We start from the raw sequence: 16,837 nt of genomic DNA, 5'->3' as shown, positions 1-16,837 counted from the left end.
CAGCCTGCGAACCGCAAGATCAAGGTATCCACCATGAATGCCATCCTTCGTCGACTGCGCGTCGACAGCTACATCCTCGCGATCATGGGAATGGTGGCGATCGCCGCGATCCTTCCGGCGCGGGGCGCGGCCAAGGACGTGCTCGACATCGTGGTGCACGCCGCCATCGCGCTTCTCTTCTTTATCTACGGCGCGCGGATTTCCCGGCAGGCGATCTGGACGGGAATCCTGCACTGGCGGCTGCAATCGCTGGTGTTCGCCACGACGTTCGTCGTGTTTCCGCTGCTCGGGCTGGGAATGACGAAGCTGGTCGGAGGGCATCTGGACGGTGGCCTTGTCACCGGGCTGATGTTCGTTTCGCTGCTACCCTCGACGGTGCAGTCGTCGATCGCCTTCACCTCGATCGCGCGGGGCAATGTTCCCGCCGCGCTGTGCTGCGCGTCGCTGTCGAACCTGGCCGGCGTGGTCATCACGCCGCTGCTCGCGACGATGTTCCTGAGCGCGGGGACGGGCGGCATGTCCTTCGATTCGATCGGGGACATCGCGCTCCAGATCCTGTTGCCGTTCATCGTCGGGCAGGTCGCACGGCCGTATATCGGCGACTGGCTGAAGCGCCAGAAGACGCTGACGACGCTGGTCGACCGTGGGTCGATCCTGCTCGTCGTCTATTCGGCGTTCAGCGCGGGCGTCGTCTCCGGCATCTGGAGCAAGGTAACGCCGCAAAGCCTCGGGCTGGTCATCCTCCTCGATCTGGTGATGCTCGCGGTCGTGCTGATCGTCACCACGGCGGCAAGCCGGCTCCTGCGCTTTTCCACCGAGGACGAGATCGCCATCGTGTTCTGCGGGTCGAAGAAGAGCATGGCGAGTGGGTTGCCGATGGCCAACATCCTCTTTCCCGCGAGTGCGGTCGGCCTGATCGTCCTGCCGTTGATGCTGTTTCACCAGATGCAGTTGATGGTTTGCGCCGCGCTTGCCCGCCGGTACGGCCAGCGGGCAGAGGCGGTCGATCCCGTCGTCCCTCTTCAGAAATGACCGCCGTTGACTGCACCGCCTATGCCGCTTCGTCAGGGGGCCGAACCCGCAATGCGATGCCGCGTCGTTCGCGAAAGGCGCGCGGGCTCATACCGCTCAGGCGCGAGAAGAAGCGCGAGAAATAGGCCGGATCGGCAAAGCCCAGCGCATAGGCGATCTCGGCCACGCCCTGCGACGAATAGAGCAGCGCGCGCTTGGCCTCCAGCACGGTACGTTCGTCGAGCAGCGCCATCGGCGACCTGCCCGCCGCGCGCGCGGTGGCGCTGCGCAGCGAGGTCAGGCTGACGCCCAGCGCGGCGGCATAGTCGGCGGCGGATTCGCGCAGGCGAAAGCGCGTCTCGATCCGCTCGCGCAGCCGTGCCACCAGTCGGTCGGCGGCGGTGGGCGAGCCGGCGGCCTGGTCGCGTTGCTGCACCTGCCGCAGCGCGACGACGAGGATCGAGAGCAATTGCGCCTGGATCGCGGCGCGGTGTCCGGGCGCGGTCCACGACAATTCGCGCATCAGCGTTTCGGTCGCGCCCGTCACCAGCGCCATGTCCGCCGCCGTCAGGGCGACCGTGCAGGGTGCGCGGAATATCTGCTGCAATACGGGGTCGGCGCGGTACAGGTCGGCGAGGAAGTGGATCGAGAGGGTCAGGACCGATCCGGCGACGTCCGGATTCCACGCAAAGCCGTGCACGGCCGTGGCCGGGACCAGCACAAGCGACGGGGCCGCGCACGCAATGCTGCGATCCTCCGCCACCATCCGTCCGCCGCCCCGTTCGATCACGAAAATCTGCGACAGATCGGCATGGGCATGAGGATGGATCAGCCATGCGTTCGGGCGGTTGCGGTGATCGAGCGTCTCGGCATGGACGAAGCCGTGATCGACCGCGCGTCGCGGTTCGCCATAGAGATAGAAGGTCGGGATCGGGCCGTTCGCCATCGAACCCATCATGGCGACTGTCCGTTGGATAGTCCAAGTCTATCGTTGGATCGATCATGGCCGGCGCGCACCGGCCGTCGTTATCCTTCGTCTCGGAAATCCGGTTCGCGCGGGCCAGTGCCGAAAGCCGGACCTTGTGGAGAAGCGGATGCGCAGCAAGCTGTACGACACGCCGGCCGGGGCCCTTGACGGGCTGTTGTTCGACGGCATGACGATCATGTCGGGCGGGTTCGGCCTGTCGGGCAATCCCGAAAGCCTGATCCCCGAAATCCGCAGCAGCGGCGTCGGGCGACTGACGGTCATTTCGAACAATGCCGGGGCCGACGGCTTCGGCTTGTGGATGCTGCTGCAAAGCCGGCAGGTCGCCAAGATGATCTCCAGCTATGTCGGCGAGAACAAGCTGTTCGAGGAACAATATCTGTCCGGCGAACTCGAACTGGAGCTGAACCCGCAAGGGACGCTGGCCGAGCGTATCCGGGCGGGGGGAGCGGGCATCCCGGCATTCTATACCAGGACCGGCGTCGGCACGGTGGTGGCCAAAGGCAAGCCGGTCGAGACGTTCGAGGGCGAAGAGTATGTCCGCGAGACGTGGCTGCGCGCCGACCTGTCGATCGTGAAGGCGTGGAAGGCGGATCCGGCGGGCAATCTGATGTTCCGCAAGACCGCGCGCAACTTCAACCCGAACATGGCGACGGCGGGCAAGGTGACGGTGGCCGAGGTCGAGGAGATCGTGCCCGAAGGCAGCCTCGATCCCGACTGCATTCACACACCCGGCATCTATGTCGACCGCATCGTCAAAAGCACGATCAACGAAAAGCGGATCGAGAAACTGACGACCCGCGCACGGGAGCAGGTGGCATGAGCTGGACCCGCGACGACATGGCGGCGCGCGCGGCGCGCGAATTGCAGGACGGATTCTACGTCAATCTCGGCATCGGCATTCCGACACTGGTCGCCAACCATGTTCCCCCGGGCATCGAGGTGACGCTGCAGTCGGAGAACGGGATGCTGGGCATCGGCCCGTTTCCCTTTGACGGCGAGGCCGACCCAGACCTTATCAACGCGGGCAAGCAGACGATCACCGCGTTGCCGACCTCCAGCTTCTTTTCCAGCGCCGACAGCTTCGCGATGATCCGGGGCGGCCATATCGACATGGCTATCCTCGGGGCGATGGAGGTCGCGGCCAATGGCGACCTCGCCAACTGGACGATACCGGGCAAGATGGTGAAGGGCATGGGCGGGGCGATGGACCTGGTCGCGGGGGTGCGCCGTGTGGTCGTGGTGATGGATCATGTGTCGAAGCATGGCGACCCGAAGATCCTGCCCGACTGCGCCCTGCCGCTGACCGGCAAGGCGTGCGTCGACCTCATCATCACCGATCTGGCCGTCATCGCCTGCGACAAGCCGGGCCTGCGGCTGATCGAATGCGCCCCGGGCGTTTCGGTGGACGAGGTGGTGGCGAAGACCGGTGCGCCGCTGACCGTGGCGATCGCCGCATGACCGCGATCCGCCCGTTCGCGCGCGACGATGCCGGGCAGCCGCCGTCGCGCTTCGCCGACTATCGCTCGACGCTGGCGCGCAGCCCGTCGCAGCCGCCGGTCGCCATTCCGCCGATGGTGACCGAGACGACCGGTCCGGCGGGCTGCTGGGACCGGCTGATGGGGGCGGCGCTGGCCGACCTGACGGCGCAGCATGGCGGCGAACCGATCGGGCAGCGGATCATCGTGTCGGGCCGCGTCCTTGATGAACAGGGTCGTGCGGTGCCCGATACGGTGATGGAAATCTGGCAGGCCAATGCCGCCGGCCGCTACATCCATGGCAAGGACCAGTGGAACGCGCCGCACGATCCCAACTTCACCGGCGCGGGGCGCGTCGTGACCGACCGGCAGGGCCGCTATCGCTTCGTCACCATCCGGCCCGGCGCCTATCCGTGGGGCAACCACCATAATGCGTGGCGACCGGCGCATATCCATTTGTCGCTGCTCGGCCCAGCCTTTGCGACGCGGCTGGTGACGCAGCTCTATTTCCCCGACGATCCGCTGATCGAGATCGATCCGATCGCCAATGCGGTGCCGATGCCCTATCGTCAGCGGCTGGTCAGCCGGTTCGATCTGGCGACGACCGAACCTAACCACGCGCTCGGCTATCGCTTCGACGTGGTGCTGAAGGGGCGCGAGCAGACCCCGTTCGAGGAGGGCGATCATGACCATTGACGTGGCCGCACGCGAACCCGCCCCCCGGCAGGACAATCAGGACCCGGCGCTGTTCGGCCAGACGCCCAGCCAGACGGTCGGCCCCTTCTTTCATTACGGCCTGCCGTGGAAGGGCGGTGCGGACCTGGTCGGGCAGTCGGACATGGGCGCGCGCCCCGACCTGTTTCCGGCGGCGCATTATGTCCTGAACCTGCCCTCGCCGCGCGCCACGCCCGAGGGAGAGGCGATCCGGATCGCCGGACGCGTGCTGGATGCCGATGGCCAGCCGGTGGTCGATGCCATGGTCGAACTGTGGCAGGCCGATGCGCAGGGGCGCTATGGCACCGACCGCGATCCGGCGTTCGTCGGCTTCGGGCGGTCGTCGACCGACGAGGACGGGGTGTGGCGGTTCCGCACCGTGCGGCCGGGCCGGATCGACGCCGATCAGGCGCCGCATGTCGCGCTGGCGATCTTCGGGCGCGGGCTGTTGAAGCGACTGGCGACGCGGCTGTATTTCGCCGATGGTGCCGGCAATGATCGCGATCCGGTGCTGGCCGTGGTGCCGCCCGACCGTCGTGCAACGCTGATCGCGACGCGGCGGGGCGACGACTGGTGGCTCGACATCGTGCTCGGCGGTGCGGGCGAGACGGTGTTCTTCGACCTGTGAGCACCGCCCTGTTGCGCGACCGCCCCGCCGCCACGGCGGCGATGCTGGCGATATTCGACGACGCCGCGACGCTGCGTGCGGCGCTGGCGTTCGAGGCAGCGCTGGCGGAGAGCGAGGCGGCGTGCGGTCTGATCCCCGGCGATGTCGCCGCGCGGATCGCCGAAACCTGTCGCACCATCGCCATCCCGGTGGGCGAACTGGCGGAGGAAGCGGCGCTGGCCGGTACGCTCGCCATCCCGCTGGTTGCGCGGCTGCGCGCGGCGCTGGCGGGGATGCCGGACGCGGCGGCGGCGGTGCATCGCGGCGCGACCAGTCAGGATGTCGCCGACAGTGTGCTGGCGCAGCAGATGCGCGGCGGCACCGACCTGTTGCTGCCGGTGTTGCGCCGGACCGGGGACGCGCTGGCGGTGCTGGCCGCACGCCATGCCGATGTGGCGGCGGTCGGGCGGACGTTGTTGCAGGATGCGCTGCCGATCGGGTTCGGGCTGCGCGTGGCGCAGTGGATGGCGGGGATCGATGCCGCCACCGCCCGGCTGGCGCGCGAGGCGCAGGCGGCGTGCGTCGTGCAGTTCGGCGGTGCGGCGGGAACGCGCGCGGGACTGGACGGACAGGGCGCGGCCGTGGCCGCGCATCTCGCGGCCGCGCTGGGCCTCGGCACGACGGTCGCGCCATGGCACGCACGGCGAGAGGCGGTCGCCGGACTGGCCGCCGCGCTCGGCATCGTGATCGGCACGCTCGGCAAGATGGCGCGCGACGTGGCGCTGCTGGCGCAGGGCGGCGTGGGCGAGGCGCGAGAACCTGCCATCGCCGGGCGTGGCGGATCGTCGGCGATGGCGCACAAGCGCAACCCGACCGGGTGCCAGGTCGCACTGTCGGCGGCGATCCGTGCGCCGGGGCTGGTCGCGACGATCCTGTCGGCGCTGCCGCAGGAACTGGAACGCGGACTGGGCGGGTGGCAGGCGGAGGGGCCGGTGATGGCCGATCTGTTCGCACTCGCCGCCGGCGCGGCCGCCGCGATGGCGACCGTGGCGGAAGGACTAGAGGTCGATCGCGACCGGCTGGCGCACAATCTCGCCACACTGGGACGGGGTAACGACAGCGGAGAGAGCGCGGCGCTGGTCGCCGCACTGCTCGCCGCGCGACGGGAGACACGGTGATGCCCTTTGCGACGCGGGACGATGTCCGCATCTATTGGAAGCTGGAGGGGGCGGCGGAGCGTCCGGTGCTGGTGCTGCTGAACTCGATCGGCACCGACATGGCGCTGTGGGCAATGTGCCTGCCGCACCTGCTCCCCGCCTTCCGCGTGCTGCGCATCGATACGCGCGGGCATGGCGCGTCGGATGCGCCGGACGGCGACTATGGCATGGCGATGCTGGCCGCCGACGTGCTGGCGGCGATGGATGCGGCGGGGGTGGCGCTGGCCGCGGTCGCGGGCGTGTCGCTGGGCGGGATGATCGCGATGGAGCTGGCGCTGGCCGCGCCGGAGCGGGTCACGCACCTTATTCCCGTCTGCACGTCGGCGACGATGGACCCGGCGGCCTGGGCGCAGCGGGTGGAGACCGTGCGCAGCGACGGGATCGCCGCGATCGTCGACATGGCGATGGGGCGGTTCCTGTCGCCGCGCTTCGTCGCCGACCATCCCGAACAGGCCGATAGCGTGCGGACGGGGCTGCTGGCGATGGCGGCGCAGGGCTATGCCGGGGCGGGGACAGCGATCCGCGACATGGCGCTGATCGACCGGCTGCCGACGATCGCCGTGCCGACGCTGGTCGTGGTGGGGGATCGCGACGTCTCCACCCCCTTTGCCGGCCATGGCGATCGGATCGTAGACGCCATTCCCGGCGCACAGGTCGTCCATCTCGACGCCGCGCATCTGGCACCGCTGGAGGCGCCCGCACCGCTCGCCGCCGCGATCCGGCGGTTCGTGCAGGGCGATAGCGCGACCGAACAGGCGGCGGATGTCCTGTTCGAGGCGGGGCTGACCAACCGTCGCCGCGTGCTGGGCGATGCCTGGGTCGACCGCAGCCTTGCCAACGCCACGTCGTTCAACGCCGATTTCCAGGCGATGATTACCCGCATCGCCTGGGGTGAAATCTGGGGGCGACCGGGACTGGACGATCGCACCCGGCGGCTGATCGTGCTCGCCATCACCTGTGCGCTGGGACGCTGGGAGGAGTTCGCGCTCCATGTCCGTGCCGGGCTGTCGCAGGGCGGCTTTACCCGCGACGAGCTGAAGGAACTGCTGATGCAGACCGCGATCTACGCCGGCGTTCCCGCCGCCAATACCGGGTTTGCCGAAGCCGCGAAGATCATCGCCGAGATCGAGAAGGAAGCCTGATGCCCGACGCCTTCATCTGCGACGCCGTGCGCACGCCGATCGGCAAGCTGAACGGTGCGCTGTCGACGATCCGCGCCGACGACCTTGCCGCGTTGCCGATCCGGGCGCTGGCCGAACGCAATCCGCGCGTCGACTGGCTTCAGGTCGCCGATACGATCCTCGGCTGCGCCAATCAGGCGGGCGAGGACAATCGCAACGTCGCGCGCATGGCAGTGCTGCTGGCGGGCCTGCCCGAACAGGTGTCGGGATCGACGGTCAACCGGCTGTGCGGATCGGGGCTGGACGCCATCGGCACGGCGGCGCGTGCGATCCGCAGCGGTGATGCCGGGCTGATGATCGCCGGCGGCGTGGAGAGCATGACCCGCGCGCCCTATGTGCTGGGCAAGGCATCCGGACTGTTCGACCGCGCGCAGCAGATCGAGGACACGACGCTCGGCTGGCGCTTCGTCAACCCGGCGATGCGCGCCAGCTACGGCGTCGACACGATGCCGCAGACCGGTGAGAATGTCGCGCGGGAATGGGGCGTGACGCGCGAGGAGCAGGACCGTTTCGCGTTCGCCAGCCAGCAGAAGACCGCCGCGGCGCAGGCGAATGGCCGCCTGGCCGTCGAGATCGTGCCGGTGCACGTGGCGCAGCGGAAGGGCGATCCGGTCGTGTTCGACCGCGACGAACATCCGCGCGAAACCAGCATGGCGGCGCTGGCGAAGCTGAAGCCGGTGGTGCGTCCCGACGGGACGGTGACGGCGGGCAACGCATCCGGCCTGAACGACGGCGCGGCGGCGATGCTGATCGCCAGCGAAGCGGTCGCCGCCGCCAACGGCCTGACGCCGCGCGCGCGGGTGGTGGCGATGGCGGCGGCGGGCGTCGCCCCGCGCGTCATGGGCATCGGCCCGGTCGCCGCCGCCCGCCGCCTGCTGGACGTCGCCGGACTGACCATCGACCAGCTCGACGTCATCGAACTGAACGAGGCGTTCGCCAGCCAGGCGATCGCAACCTTGCGCGACCTCGACATCGATCCGTTCGACGACCCGCGCGTCAATCGTAACGGCGGGGCGATCGCGCTCGGCCATCCGCTGGGCATGTCGGGCGCGCGGATCACGATGAGCGCGGTGGAGGAACTGCATCGCACCGGCGGCCGCCATGCGATGGCGTTCATGTGCATCGGCGTGGGGCAGGGGATCGGCCTGCTGCTCGAACGGATGTGACCGGGCACCGGGCAGCGGCGCGCCACCCCCTCTATGGTCACTACCATCCCGATCGGTTAGGACGGTCGCGGCCCTGCATCATGGCCGGGCATCATGGAAATACAACGGTGTGCAGCACGCGATCCTGAACTACGCGGTGCTCGATACCGCACCGGAGAAATCGTTCGACGACGTCGTCGCGCTCGCCGGGATGCTGTGCGAGACGCCGACCGCGCTCGTGTCGCTGCTCGATAAGGATCGTCAGTGGTTCAAGGCGCGGACCGGCTTTCCCTGCGACCAGACCGACCTCGATCGGTCGGTCTGCCGGCATGTCGTGGCGCAGGCCGAAACCGTCGTGATCCCCGATCTGACGATTGATCCGCGCACATCGCACAATCCGTTGGTGACGGGCGACCCGCATATTCGTTTCTATGCCGGTGCGCCGCTGGCGACGCGCTTCGGCATCGTCGGCGCGCTGTGCGTCATCGACACGGCCCCCCGCCCGGAAGGGCTGACGCCCCGGCAGCAGGATGGCCTCGAACGGCTGGCGAGCCAGGTGGTCGAACTGCTCGAAGCCCGGCTGCACAACCAGGAACTGGAACGCGCGATCGAGGCGCGCGACCGGTCGGCCGTCGCCGAACGGCTGTCCGAGCGGCGCTGGCGCAACCTCTACCGCGACATGAAGCAGGGCTTCATCCTCGGGCAGGTGCTGCGCGACGATGCCGGCACGATCCACGACTGGCGGTACGAAGACGTGAATTCGGCATGGGGCGCGCTGACCGGGATCGATCCGGAGTTTGCGCGCGGGCGGACCATCCGCGAGATATTTCCCGGCATAGAGGAAGCGTGGGTAATGGAACTCGCCCGCGTGGTCGACACGCGCGAGACGGTGCGCTTCACCCGGCAGGTCGGCCTGCCGGATCGCTGGTACGACGGCACGGCGCAGTGGGTCGGCGATGACGACTTCACCGTCTTCTTCCACGAAGTGACCGACCGGATCGAAGGCGCCCGGCGGCGCGATGCGCTGCTGGCGCTGGGCGACATGCTGCGTGACGAAACCGACGTCGCCGCGATGACCGCCAGGGCGGCGGAAATCATCGGAACGACCCTGGGCGCGGACCGGGCGACCTATGGCGAGGTCGACGACACGATCGAAACGGTGACGATCGATGTCGGTTGGGCCGTACCCGGTTGCCGAAGCATCGCTGGCCGATACGCGTTCGCGGACTATGGTGCCTTCACCTGCGACCTGCTGAAGAATCGTCCGGTCATCATTCCGGATGTGGAAGCGGACCCCCGGACGATGGGGCAGCTTGAAAACTGGCGACCCATCGGCGCGCGCGGCGTGGTCAACATGCCTGTCGCGGAGCGGGGGCGTGTCGTCGCCCTGCTGATCGTCCATTACGCCGAACCGCATGACTGGACGACGGACGAGATCGCCTTTCTGCGCAACGCCGCCGATCGACTGGAAATCGCCATCGCGCGGCGTCGCGCCGAACTTCGGCAGGACGTGCTGAACGGAGAGATCGCCCACCGCCTGAAGAACACGCTGGCGATGGTGCAGGCGGTCGCATCGCAGACGCTGCGACGCGTCGGCGACGACGATGCAGTGGACGGTTTCATGAACCGCCTGCAGGCGCTGGGCACCGCGCACGACGCGCTGACCGCCGGGGACTGGCAGGCGACGACGCTGGAGCCGGTGGTGCGCGGCGTGCTCGACAATCTCGGCATTCTCGGGCGCTGCGCGATAGACGGTCCGGTGGTGAGGATGGGTGCCCGGGCCGCGCTGTCGACGTCGCTGCTGATCCATGAACTGGCGACGAACGCGGTCAAATATGGTGCGCTGTCCGAAACCACGGGCAAGGTGACGATCGCTTGGCGGATCACCGGTGACGACGATCGTCGCGTGATCCTCGACTGGTGCGAAAGCGATGGCCCCGACGTGACGGAGCCGAGCCGCAAGGGCTTCGGATCGAAGCTGATCCGGCTCGGTCTGGCCGGAACAGGCGGTGCCGTCGTTCGCTATGACAGATCAGGCTTCCACGGCTCGTTCGACGCGCGCCTGATCGAAGTCGAGCAGGCTTAGGAACGACAGTGACGGTTTCCACACCCAGCGCGGCGATCGTCCTCATCGTCGAGGACGAGCCGCTGCAACGGCTCGACATGATCGATCTTGCCAGAAGTGCCGGCTTCGACGTGGTGGAAGCGTATAACGCCGATGCTGCGATGGCGCTGCTGGAGCTGCGGCCGGATATCCGGGTGGTGCTGGCCGATATCGACATGCCCGGCACCATGGACGGCCTGAAGCTCGCCGCGGCGGTGCGGCGGCGCTGGCCCCCGGTCGAAATCATCCTGACGACCGCCGGCAAGGCGCCCTTGGAGTGCGACATGCCCGAACGTGCCGTGTTCCTGCCGAAGCCGCTCAACCATCGCAAGGTCGTGCGCGCGATCCAGCAGATGGCCGCCTGACGGCGAACGCAATCGGCCACGCGGCTGCCCTGTTTACGGCGCCGCTCAACCAAGGAGAAGACATATGCTGTTCCACACCATGATCGGGTCGAACGATATCGACCGGTCGAAACGCTTTTACGACACCGTCCTCGGCACGCTCGGGGTGGGCGAGGCAACGCGCAACGTGGCCGATAGCGGGCATACCCGCCTCATCTATCGCGGGCAGGACGGAACCGCCTTCATCGTCACCCAGCCGATCAACGACGAACCTGCGACCGTGGCGAACGGCGGCACCGTCGCGTTTCATTGCAACTCGCCCGAGCAGGTGAAGCAGTTCCATGACGTTGCCGTCGCCAGCGGCGGTACGTCGATCGAGGCGCCCCCAGGTCCTCGCGAAACGGCTTCGCTGGGCACGATCGAACTGGCTTATGTTCGCGATCCCGATGGCAACAAGCTGTGCGGCATCCATTTTCCGACGTGATCGGCGCTACGCCGAAATAAGGTCGATCAACATTAAACTACTACCCGTGTCTTTCCTGATCGACGCCTTCAGCCTCTCCGTCACCCCGGACTTGTTCCGGGGTCCACGGCGCGGCAATCGGTGCGGCGTGAGCCTCTATCGACCGCAATTGCGGCTCGGTGGACCCCGGAACAAGTCCGGGGTGACGATAAATCGGCGAATGTAGATCGGTCCTAGCGGCCGAAACGCTACGCGCTCAGTTGAGCGCGTAGCATTCCGATGTCGCGACGTTCTGATCGGTTGCGGGGTTGGTCCCTTGCAACAGGCAGATCATGAACGTCTTGCGCAGGCGCAGGGTCACGACCGGTCCGGTCGGCGCGACATAGGAACTGACGATCGTTCCGCCGGCATCGAGCAAGGCGGTCAGCGACTGCGCTACCGGCGCCAGCTTCGTCGGCACGGACAGCGCCTTGTCGGGCGACTTTACGCCCTCGCCGAGCGGCCAGCGCGGCTCCTGCGCGGGGAGCGATGCCGCCGACAGGCCGAGGATCAATGCAAAAGCGAGGGGAAACGGCTTCATGGACGGACTCCGTGGCGATTGTCGATGGCGCGGTCGTGGTTCGGGCCGGCATGGCCGTCCATCGTCAGGCCCTGCTGGCTCACAAGGGAAAGATCAACAGGGTGGACATCGCCGACGCACATAACCGTCCCTGCGCGTCGACCAGCCGCGCTTCGGAAAAGCCGACACGTCGGCCCAGCGAGACGATCTTACCCTCCGCCCGCACCGGTCCGCTCGTGTCGGTCAGCGCCCGGTGATACGATACCTTGAGTTCGAGCGTGGTGTAGCCCTGTCCCGCCGGCAGGCTCGAATGCACCGCGCAGCCACAGGCGCTGTCGAGCAGCGTCGCGGCATAGCCGCCATGGACCGATCCAATCGGGTTGAAGACCTTGCGCGAGGGCGAACCCTCGAACACCACGCGGCCGCGTTCCAGTTCGACCAGCGCGAATTCCAGTGTCTCGCCGATCGGGGGATGGCGATTGGCCGCCATCAGCGCCGCCAACTGGTCGTGCCCGTCCAGTCCGGCATGGTCGATCAGCACGTTCATGCGTTGGCCTCCTCATCCTGTCGAGTGCGCGCACGGGGCTGCGTCGCGGCGATCCACGCGCGGGTCTCGCGCAACAGTTCGTCAGACAGCGCGGCGTCATCGACCGCGCGCGACAGAACGACGGCACCGACCATCGCCGCCCACCGCCCGATCGCGGACCGGCGTCGTGCCGCGTCATCATCGCCGGGCAATGCCTGCGCGAAGCGAGAGAGATGCGCGTCCAGTCCGCGGGCCATGGCGGCCCGGGCGTCGGGCATCTGATGCCGCATCAATCCGGCGAGGCTGGCCATCGGGCACCCCTGATCCGGGTTCTCGCGATGGAGCGGCGACAGATAGGCGTCGGTCCATGCCTCGACATCGGTCATCGCCGATCCCTCACCCGCCAGCATGTCGGCGACGGTCGCGGCGATCAGATCGTCCTTGGAGGCGAAGTGGCCATAGAAGCCGCCATGCGTCTGCCCGGCGGCCTTCATCACATCGGCCACGGTCACGGCGGCAAAACCACGGTCGCGAAACAGCCGGCCGGCCTCCTGCAAAATGCGGCGACGGTTCTCCACCATCTGCTCGCGACTGACCTTCATCGAAATAATCTCCGTTCACCCGTTGACGTTTCATGATGGCTATCACATTTATCAATTCATGACGACTGTCATCAATATAGTGGCTCGATCCGAAAGGGCAATCCAATGACCAAGCCTGCCGTCCTCATCACCGGTGCTTCCTCCGGCATCGGCGCGACCTATGCCGATCGGTTCGCCCGTCGCGGGCACGATCTCGTCCTCGTCGCGCGCGATGCGGCCCGTCTCGATGCGCTGGCGTCGACGCTGACCGCTGAAACCGGCGTCGCCATCGACGTGCTGCCGGCCGACCTGACCGACCTCGATCAACTGGCGGCGGTTGAAGCGCGGCTGCGCGACGATGATCGCATCGGCATCCTCGTCAACAATGCCGGCGCCGCGCTGGGCGGCAGCTTCGTCGATCAGCCGACCGAGGCGGTCGATCGCCTGATCGCGCTCAACACCACCTCGGTCGCTCGCCTCGCCAGCGCGGTGGCGCCCCGGCTCGCGGCACGCGGCGAAGGCGCGATCATCAACATCGGTTCGGCCGTGGGGCTGGCGCCGGAATATGGCATGACCGTCTATGGCGCGACCAAGGCGTTCGTGCAGTTCCTGTCGCAGGGGCTGGCGATCGAGCTGGGACCGAAGGGCGTCTATGTCCAGGCCGTACTGCCTGCGGCGACCCGCACCGAGATTTGGGGCCGCGCCGGTGCCGACGAGGCATCGCTGGGGCCGATGATGGACGTGAATGCGCTGGTCGATGCCGCGCTGGTCGGCTTCGACGCGCGCGAAGACGTGACGATCCCCCCGCTGCACGACGGTGAGTTGTGGACCGCCTTCCAGACCGCGCGACAGGCGATGCTGCCGGGCTTCGGTGCGATCGACCCCGCGCCGCGCTACACCGCCTGATCCCGCGCCCCTTCCCCGAAAGACCCTAGTCATGTCCGATCCCGATCTCTTCTCGTCCTATACCCTCGGTGCCGTCACGCTGGCCAACCGGCTGGTAATGGCCCCGCTGACCCGCAACCGCGCCGGTCCTGACATGGTGCCGACCGACCTGATGGCGGAATATTACGGCCAGCGCGCGTCGGCGGGCCTCATCATCACCGAGGCTTCGCAGGTGTCGCGACAGGGCCAGGGCTATCAGGACACGCCCGGCATCTATTCCGACGCGCAGGTCGCGGGATGGCGCAAGGTGACCGATGCGGTCCATGCCAAAGGCGGCCATATCTTCCTCCAGCTATGGCATGTCGGCCGCGTCAGCCATGTCGACCTGCAGGAAGACGGCGCGGCGCCGGTCGCCCCTTCCGCGATCCGCGCCGAAACCAAGACGGTGGTGGGCGGCGGCTTCGTCGACGTCTCCGAACCGCGCGCGCTCGACCTCGACGAAATCCCCGGCATCGTCGGCGACTTTCGTCGCGCCGCCGCCAATGCGATCACGGCGGGCTTCGACGGAGTCGAAGTGCATGGTGCCAACGGCTATCTGCTCGACCAGTTTGCCAAGGACGGCGCGAACCACCGCACCGATGCCTATGGCGGCAGCATCGCCAACCGCGCCCGGCTGATGATCGAGGTGACGGCGGCGGTCGCCGCCGAGGTCGGCGCCGATCGCACCGGCATCCGCCTGTCGCCCGTGTCGCCCGCCAACGGCATCGACACCAGCGATCCGCAGCCACTGTTCGACCATATCGTCGAGCAGCTCGACGCACTCGGCATCGCCTATATCCATGTCGTCGAGGGCGCGACCGGCGGCCCGCGCGACGCGGCGCCGTTCGACTATGACGCGCTGCGCACCCGGTTCCGCGGCACCTACATCGCCAATAATGGCTTCGACCGGGCGCTGGCCGAGGCGCATCTGGCGGAGGGCAAGGCCGACCTGATCGCGTTCGGTCGCCCCTTCATCGCCAATCCCGATCTGGTCGAGCGGATGCAGGCCGGCGCGCCGCTGGCCCAGATCGATCCGCAGACGCTGTATGGCGGCGGCGCGAAGGGCTATACCGATTATCCGGCACTGACGGACGAACCGGAGCAGGTGGCATGAAAGCCTATCAGCTCGAACGGTACGGCAAGGGGCAGCGGCTGACGCTGGCCGACCTGCCCGATCCCGTACCGGCAGCGGGCGAGGTGCTGGTCGAGATCCACGCGACCGCGGTCAACCAGCTCGACGGCAAGATTCGCGACGGCGCGTTCAAGCCGATCCTGCCGTACAAGCCGCCGTTCATCCTCGGCCACGACCTTGCCGGCATCGTCGTCGCGACCGGACCGGGGGCGCACCGGTTCCAGGTCGGCGACGCGGTCTATGCCCGGCCGCGCGACGGCCATATCGGCACCTTTGCGGAAAAGATCGCGGTGGCAGAGGCGGACCTCGCCGCCAAGCCCGCCAGCCTGTCGATGGCGGAGGCGGCGTCGGTGCCGCTGGTCGGGCTGACCGCATGGCAGGTGCTGGTCGAAACCGCACGACTGAAGGCCGGCCAGAAGATACTGATTCACGCCGGCACGGGCGGGGTCGGCACGATCGCGATCCAACTCGCCAAGCATTTGGGCGCGACCGTCGCGACGACGGCCAGCGCCGCCAATGCCGACCTGGTCCGCAGCCTGGGCGCGGATGTCGTCATCGACTACCGGACGCAGGATTTTTCCGAACTGCTGTCGGGCTACGATGTCGTGCTCAACAGCCTCGATGCCAAGACGCTGGAAAAGTCGCTCAAGGTGTTGAAGCCCGGCGGCAAGCTGATCTCGATCTCTGGCCCGCCCGATCGCGCCTTCGCCAAGGCACAGGGCCTCAATCCGGTCCTGGGTTTCCTGTTCCGCCTGCTCAGCGCCGGCATCCGCCGCAAGGCCAGGCGAGTGGGCGTCGATTACTCCTTCCTGTTCATGCGCGCCGATGGCGACCAGTTGGCGCAGCTGGGCGCGCTGATCGATGCCGGCACGATCCGCCCGGTACTCGATCGCGGTTTCGCCTTCGATGCGCTGAACGACGCGGTCACCTATGTCGACAGCGGCCGCGCGAAGGGCAAGGTCGTCGTCACCGTCCGGCCCGACGCGGCATGACCGCGCCGGAGCGGTGGACGTCGGTCGTGACGCAATCGGTCACGATCGGCGACGTCTCGCTCGCCTATCGCCGGCTCGGCCCGACGGGCGGCGTGCCGGTCATGCTGCTCAACCACTGGGGCGCCAATCTCGACAATTTCGATCCGGCGATCGTCGAGGGGCTTGCAGCGGATCGTCCGGTCTATGCGCTCGACTATCGCGGCATCGGCGCATCGGGCGGCGCCGCGCCGCGCACGATCGCCGGCACCGCGACCGACATCATTGCCGCGATCCACGCGCTGGCGGCGGGACCGGTCGACGTGATCGGCTTCTCGTTCGGCGGCTTCGTCGCGCAGCAAATCCTGCTCGACGCGCCCGACCTCGTGCGTCGTGCCATCCTTGCGGGAACGGGGCCGGCCGGCGGCGCGGGCATCGCAAGGGTCGGTGCGGTATCGTGGCCGCTGATCCTCAAGGGGCTGATGACCTTCCGCGATCCCAAGACCTATCTGTTCTTCACCGGCAGCGCGAAAAGCAGGCGCGCGGCGGCAGACTTTCTCCGCCGCCTGAAGCTGCGCATCGCGCAGCGCGACAAGGCGGTCGGGATGCCCGCCTTCCTCGCCCAGTTGGCGGCGATCAAGGCGTGGGGACTGCAACCGGCACAGCCGCTGGATGGGGTCCGTACACCGGTACTGGTCGTGAACGGCGACCACGACATCATGGTGCCGAGCGAGAATTCGCGAGACCTGGCACGGCGCATCTCCGGCGCCGGATTAATCCTTTACCCGGATGCCGGACATGGTGGCATCTTTCAGTATCACGACCAGTTCCTGGCTACCGCGAAGGCGTTTCTCGTGGCGTGAGGCGACCATGCCTGCCCGCTACGCCGCCAGCGCTT

Annotated in this window: 19 protein-coding genes; 15 read left to right on the top strand and 4 right to left on the bottom strand. The window is 67.8% G+C overall.

Translation table 11 applies throughout. The annotated features are described in order from the left end of the window. The first annotated feature begins 33 nt into the window (after positions 1 to 33). On the top strand, positions 34 to 1,032 hold the full coding sequence (locus ASE83_RS00800) for a bile acid:sodium symporter family protein (protein ID WP_055787229.1): 999 nt from the start codon (positions 34 to 36) through the stop codon (positions 1,030 to 1,032). Between the two features lie 19 nt (positions 1,033 to 1,051). Here ASE83_RS00800 and ASE83_RS00795 read toward each other — a convergent pair whose 3' ends face one another. Next, positions 1,052 to 1,969 carry a helix-turn-helix domain-containing protein gene (locus tag ASE83_RS00795; RefSeq protein WP_235513172.1) on the bottom strand — a complete coding sequence of 306 codons (918 nt, stop codon included), beginning with the start codon at positions 1,967 to 1,969 and terminating at the stop codon, positions 1,052 to 1,054. Positions 1,970 to 2,105: 136 nt separating this feature from the next. On the opposite strand from ASE83_RS00795, the gene ASE83_RS00790 reads away from it, so the two are divergent. The 10 genes from ASE83_RS00790 to ASE83_RS00745 all read left to right on the top strand — a co-directional run bounded on the left by ASE83_RS00790 (position 2,106) and on the right by ASE83_RS00745 (position 11,270). Next, positions 2,106 to 2,819: a CoA transferase subunit A gene (locus ASE83_RS00790; RefSeq protein WP_055787785.1), complete on the top strand. Its 714-nt coding sequence runs from the start codon at positions 2,106 to 2,108 to the stop codon at positions 2,817 to 2,819. Further along, a complete protein-coding gene (locus ASE83_RS00785) occupies positions 2,816 to 3,457 on the top strand; it encodes a 3-oxoacid CoA-transferase subunit B (protein ID WP_055787231.1) in 642 nt (213 codons plus the stop codon). Before ASE83_RS00790 ends, ASE83_RS00785 begins: the two co-directional genes overlap by 4 nt. Next, a complete protein-coding gene (gene pcaH / locus ASE83_RS00780) occupies positions 3,454 to 4,170 on the top strand; it encodes a protocatechuate 3,4-dioxygenase subunit beta (protein ID WP_200921854.1) in 717 nt (238 codons plus the stop codon). Before ASE83_RS00785 ends, pcaH begins: the two co-directional genes overlap by 4 nt. Next, complete coding sequence (pcaG, locus tag ASE83_RS00775) at positions 4,160 to 4,816, top strand: protocatechuate 3,4-dioxygenase subunit alpha (protein WP_055787234.1); 657 nt, start codon at positions 4,160 to 4,162, stop codon at positions 4,814 to 4,816. The genes pcaH and pcaG overlap by 11 nt, the downstream gene beginning before the upstream one ends. Further along, positions 4,813 to 5,973, top strand: coding sequence for a lyase family protein (locus tag ASE83_RS00770; protein WP_235513173.1), 1,161 nt, complete (start codon positions 4,813 to 4,815; stop codon positions 5,971 to 5,973). Before pcaG ends, ASE83_RS00770 begins: the two co-directional genes overlap by 4 nt. Beyond that, on the top strand, positions 5,973 to 7,154 hold the full coding sequence (gene pcaDC, locus ASE83_RS00765) for a bifunctional 3-oxoadipate enol-lactonase/4-carboxymuconolactone decarboxylase PcaDC (RefSeq protein ID WP_055787237.1): 1,182 nt from the start codon (positions 5,973 to 5,975) through the stop codon (positions 7,152 to 7,154). Before ASE83_RS00770 ends, pcaDC begins: the two co-directional genes overlap by 1 nt. Beyond that, positions 7,154 to 8,359, top strand: a complete 1,206-nt coding sequence (gene pcaF / locus ASE83_RS00760) for a 3-oxoadipyl-CoA thiolase (RefSeq protein WP_055787240.1) — start codon at positions 7,154 to 7,156, stop codon at positions 8,357 to 8,359. The genes pcaDC and pcaF overlap by 1 nt, the downstream gene beginning before the upstream one ends. A 109-nt stretch (positions 8,360 to 8,468) precedes the next feature. Further along, complete coding sequence (locus ASE83_RS00755) at positions 8,469 to 10,424, top strand: GAF domain-containing protein (RefSeq protein ID WP_055787243.1); 1,956 nt, start codon at positions 8,469 to 8,471, stop codon at positions 10,422 to 10,424. An 8-nt stretch (positions 10,425 to 10,432) separates the two neighbouring features. After that, positions 10,433 to 10,807 carry a response regulator transcription factor gene (locus ASE83_RS00750; RefSeq protein ID WP_082443224.1) on the top strand — a complete coding sequence of 125 codons (375 nt, stop codon included), beginning with the start codon at positions 10,433 to 10,435 and terminating at the stop codon, positions 10,805 to 10,807. Positions 10,808 to 10,871: 64 nt separating this feature from the next. Beyond that, positions 10,872 to 11,270, top strand: a complete 399-nt coding sequence (locus tag ASE83_RS00745) for a VOC family protein (RefSeq protein WP_055787246.1) — start codon at positions 10,872 to 10,874, stop codon at positions 11,268 to 11,270. 235 nt (positions 11,271 to 11,505) lie between these two features. On the opposite strand, the gene ASE83_RS00740 is transcribed toward ASE83_RS00745, so the two are convergent. The 3 genes from ASE83_RS00740 to ASE83_RS00730 form a co-directional block, all read right to left on the bottom strand. Then, a complete protein-coding gene (locus tag ASE83_RS00740) occupies positions 11,506 to 11,829 on the bottom strand; it encodes a hypothetical protein (protein WP_055787249.1) in 324 nt (107 codons plus the stop codon). A 79-nt stretch (positions 11,830 to 11,908) separates the two neighbouring features. Beyond that, positions 11,909 to 12,355: a PaaI family thioesterase gene (locus ASE83_RS00735; protein WP_055787250.1), complete on the bottom strand. Its 447-nt coding sequence runs from the start codon at positions 12,353 to 12,355 to the stop codon at positions 11,909 to 11,911. Beyond that, positions 12,352 to 12,936 carry a TetR/AcrR family transcriptional regulator gene (locus tag ASE83_RS00730; protein WP_055787253.1) on the bottom strand — a complete coding sequence of 195 codons (585 nt, stop codon included), beginning with the start codon at positions 12,934 to 12,936 and terminating at the stop codon, positions 12,352 to 12,354. The genes ASE83_RS00735 and ASE83_RS00730 overlap by 4 nt, the downstream gene beginning before the upstream one ends. 105 nt (positions 12,937 to 13,041) lie before the next feature. Here ASE83_RS00730 and ASE83_RS00725 point away from each other — a divergent pair, with 105 nt between their 5' ends. Genes ASE83_RS00725 through ASE83_RS00710 form a run of 4 tightly spaced genes read left to right on the top strand, consistent with a single transcriptional unit; the run spans position 13,042 to position 16,802 of the window. Next, the gene (locus ASE83_RS00725) at positions 13,042 to 13,821 is read left to right on the top strand and encodes an SDR family NAD(P)-dependent oxidoreductase (protein ID WP_055787256.1); all 780 of its coding nucleotides are present in this window, start codon (positions 13,042 to 13,044) and stop codon (positions 13,819 to 13,821) included. A 31-nt stretch (positions 13,822 to 13,852) separates the two neighbouring features. Continuing rightward, entirely contained in the window at positions 13,853 to 14,953 is a 1,101-nt protein-coding gene (locus tag ASE83_RS00720; RefSeq protein ID WP_055787260.1) for an alkene reductase, read from the top strand. Beyond that, positions 14,950 to 15,963: an NADP-dependent oxidoreductase gene (locus ASE83_RS00715; protein ID WP_055787264.1), complete on the top strand. Its 1,014-nt coding sequence runs from the start codon at positions 14,950 to 14,952 to the stop codon at positions 15,961 to 15,963. Before ASE83_RS00720 ends, ASE83_RS00715 begins: the two co-directional genes overlap by 4 nt. Beyond that, positions 15,960 to 16,802, top strand: coding sequence for an alpha/beta fold hydrolase (locus tag ASE83_RS00710; protein ID WP_055787267.1), 843 nt, complete (start codon positions 15,960 to 15,962; stop codon positions 16,800 to 16,802). Before ASE83_RS00715 ends, ASE83_RS00710 begins: the two co-directional genes overlap by 4 nt. Positions 16,803 to 16,837: the final 35 nt, after the last annotated feature.

This window comes from Sphingomonas sp. Leaf32, assembly GCF_001421765.1.
In the GTDB taxonomy this organism is placed as follows: Bacteria; Pseudomonadota; Alphaproteobacteria; order Sphingomonadales; family Sphingomonadaceae; genus Sphingomonas.
The sequence above is the reverse complement of the archived record's forward strand: the minus strand, read 5'-3'. Positions and strand labels throughout refer to the sequence as shown.

Bases quoted from the DNA above. Each gene is read 5' to 3' on its own strand.
- ASE83_RS00800 (WP_055787229.1), top strand. From the start codon at position 34: ATGAATGCCATCCTTCGTCGACTGCGCGTCGACAGCTACATCCTCGCG.
- ASE83_RS00795 (WP_235513172.1), bottom strand. From the start codon at position 1,969: ATGATGGGTTCGATGGCGAACGGCCCGATCCCGACCTTCTATCTCTAT.
- ASE83_RS00790 (WP_055787785.1), top strand. From the start codon at position 2,106: ATGCGCAGCAAGCTGTACGACACGCCGGCCGGGGCCCTTGACGGGCTG.
- ASE83_RS00785 (WP_055787231.1), top strand. From the start codon at position 2,816: ATGAGCTGGACCCGCGACGACATGGCGGCGCGCGCGGCGCGCGAATTG.
- pcaH (WP_200921854.1), top strand. From the start codon at position 3,454: ATGACCGCGATCCGCCCGTTCGCGCGCGACGATGCCGGGCAGCCGCCG.
- pcaG (WP_055787234.1), top strand. From the start codon at position 4,160: ATGACCATTGACGTGGCCGCACGCGAACCCGCCCCCCGGCAGGACAAT.
- pcaDC (WP_055787237.1), top strand. From the start codon at position 5,973: ATGCCCTTTGCGACGCGGGACGATGTCCGCATCTATTGGAAGCTGGAG.
- pcaF (WP_055787240.1), top strand. From the start codon at position 7,154: ATGCCCGACGCCTTCATCTGCGACGCCGTGCGCACGCCGATCGGCAAG.
- ASE83_RS00745 (WP_055787246.1), top strand. From the start codon at position 10,872: ATGCTGTTCCACACCATGATCGGGTCGAACGATATCGACCGGTCGAAA.
- ASE83_RS00740 (WP_055787249.1), bottom strand. From the start codon at position 11,829: ATGAAGCCGTTTCCCCTCGCTTTTGCATTGATCCTCGGCCTGTCGGCG.
- ASE83_RS00735 (WP_055787250.1), bottom strand. From the start codon at position 12,355: ATGAACGTGCTGATCGACCATGCCGGACTGGACGGGCACGACCAGTTG.
- ASE83_RS00730 (WP_055787253.1), bottom strand. From the start codon at position 12,936: ATGAAGGTCAGTCGCGAGCAGATGGTGGAGAACCGTCGCCGCATTTTG.
- ASE83_RS00725 (WP_055787256.1), top strand. From the start codon at position 13,042: ATGACCAAGCCTGCCGTCCTCATCACCGGTGCTTCCTCCGGCATCGGC.
- ASE83_RS00720 (WP_055787260.1), top strand. From the start codon at position 13,853: ATGTCCGATCCCGATCTCTTCTCGTCCTATACCCTCGGTGCCGTCACG.
- ASE83_RS00715 (WP_055787264.1), top strand. From the start codon at position 14,950: ATGAAAGCCTATCAGCTCGAACGGTACGGCAAGGGGCAGCGGCTGACG.
- ASE83_RS00710 (WP_055787267.1), top strand. From the start codon at position 15,960: ATGACCGCGCCGGAGCGGTGGACGTCGGTCGTGACGCAATCGGTCACG.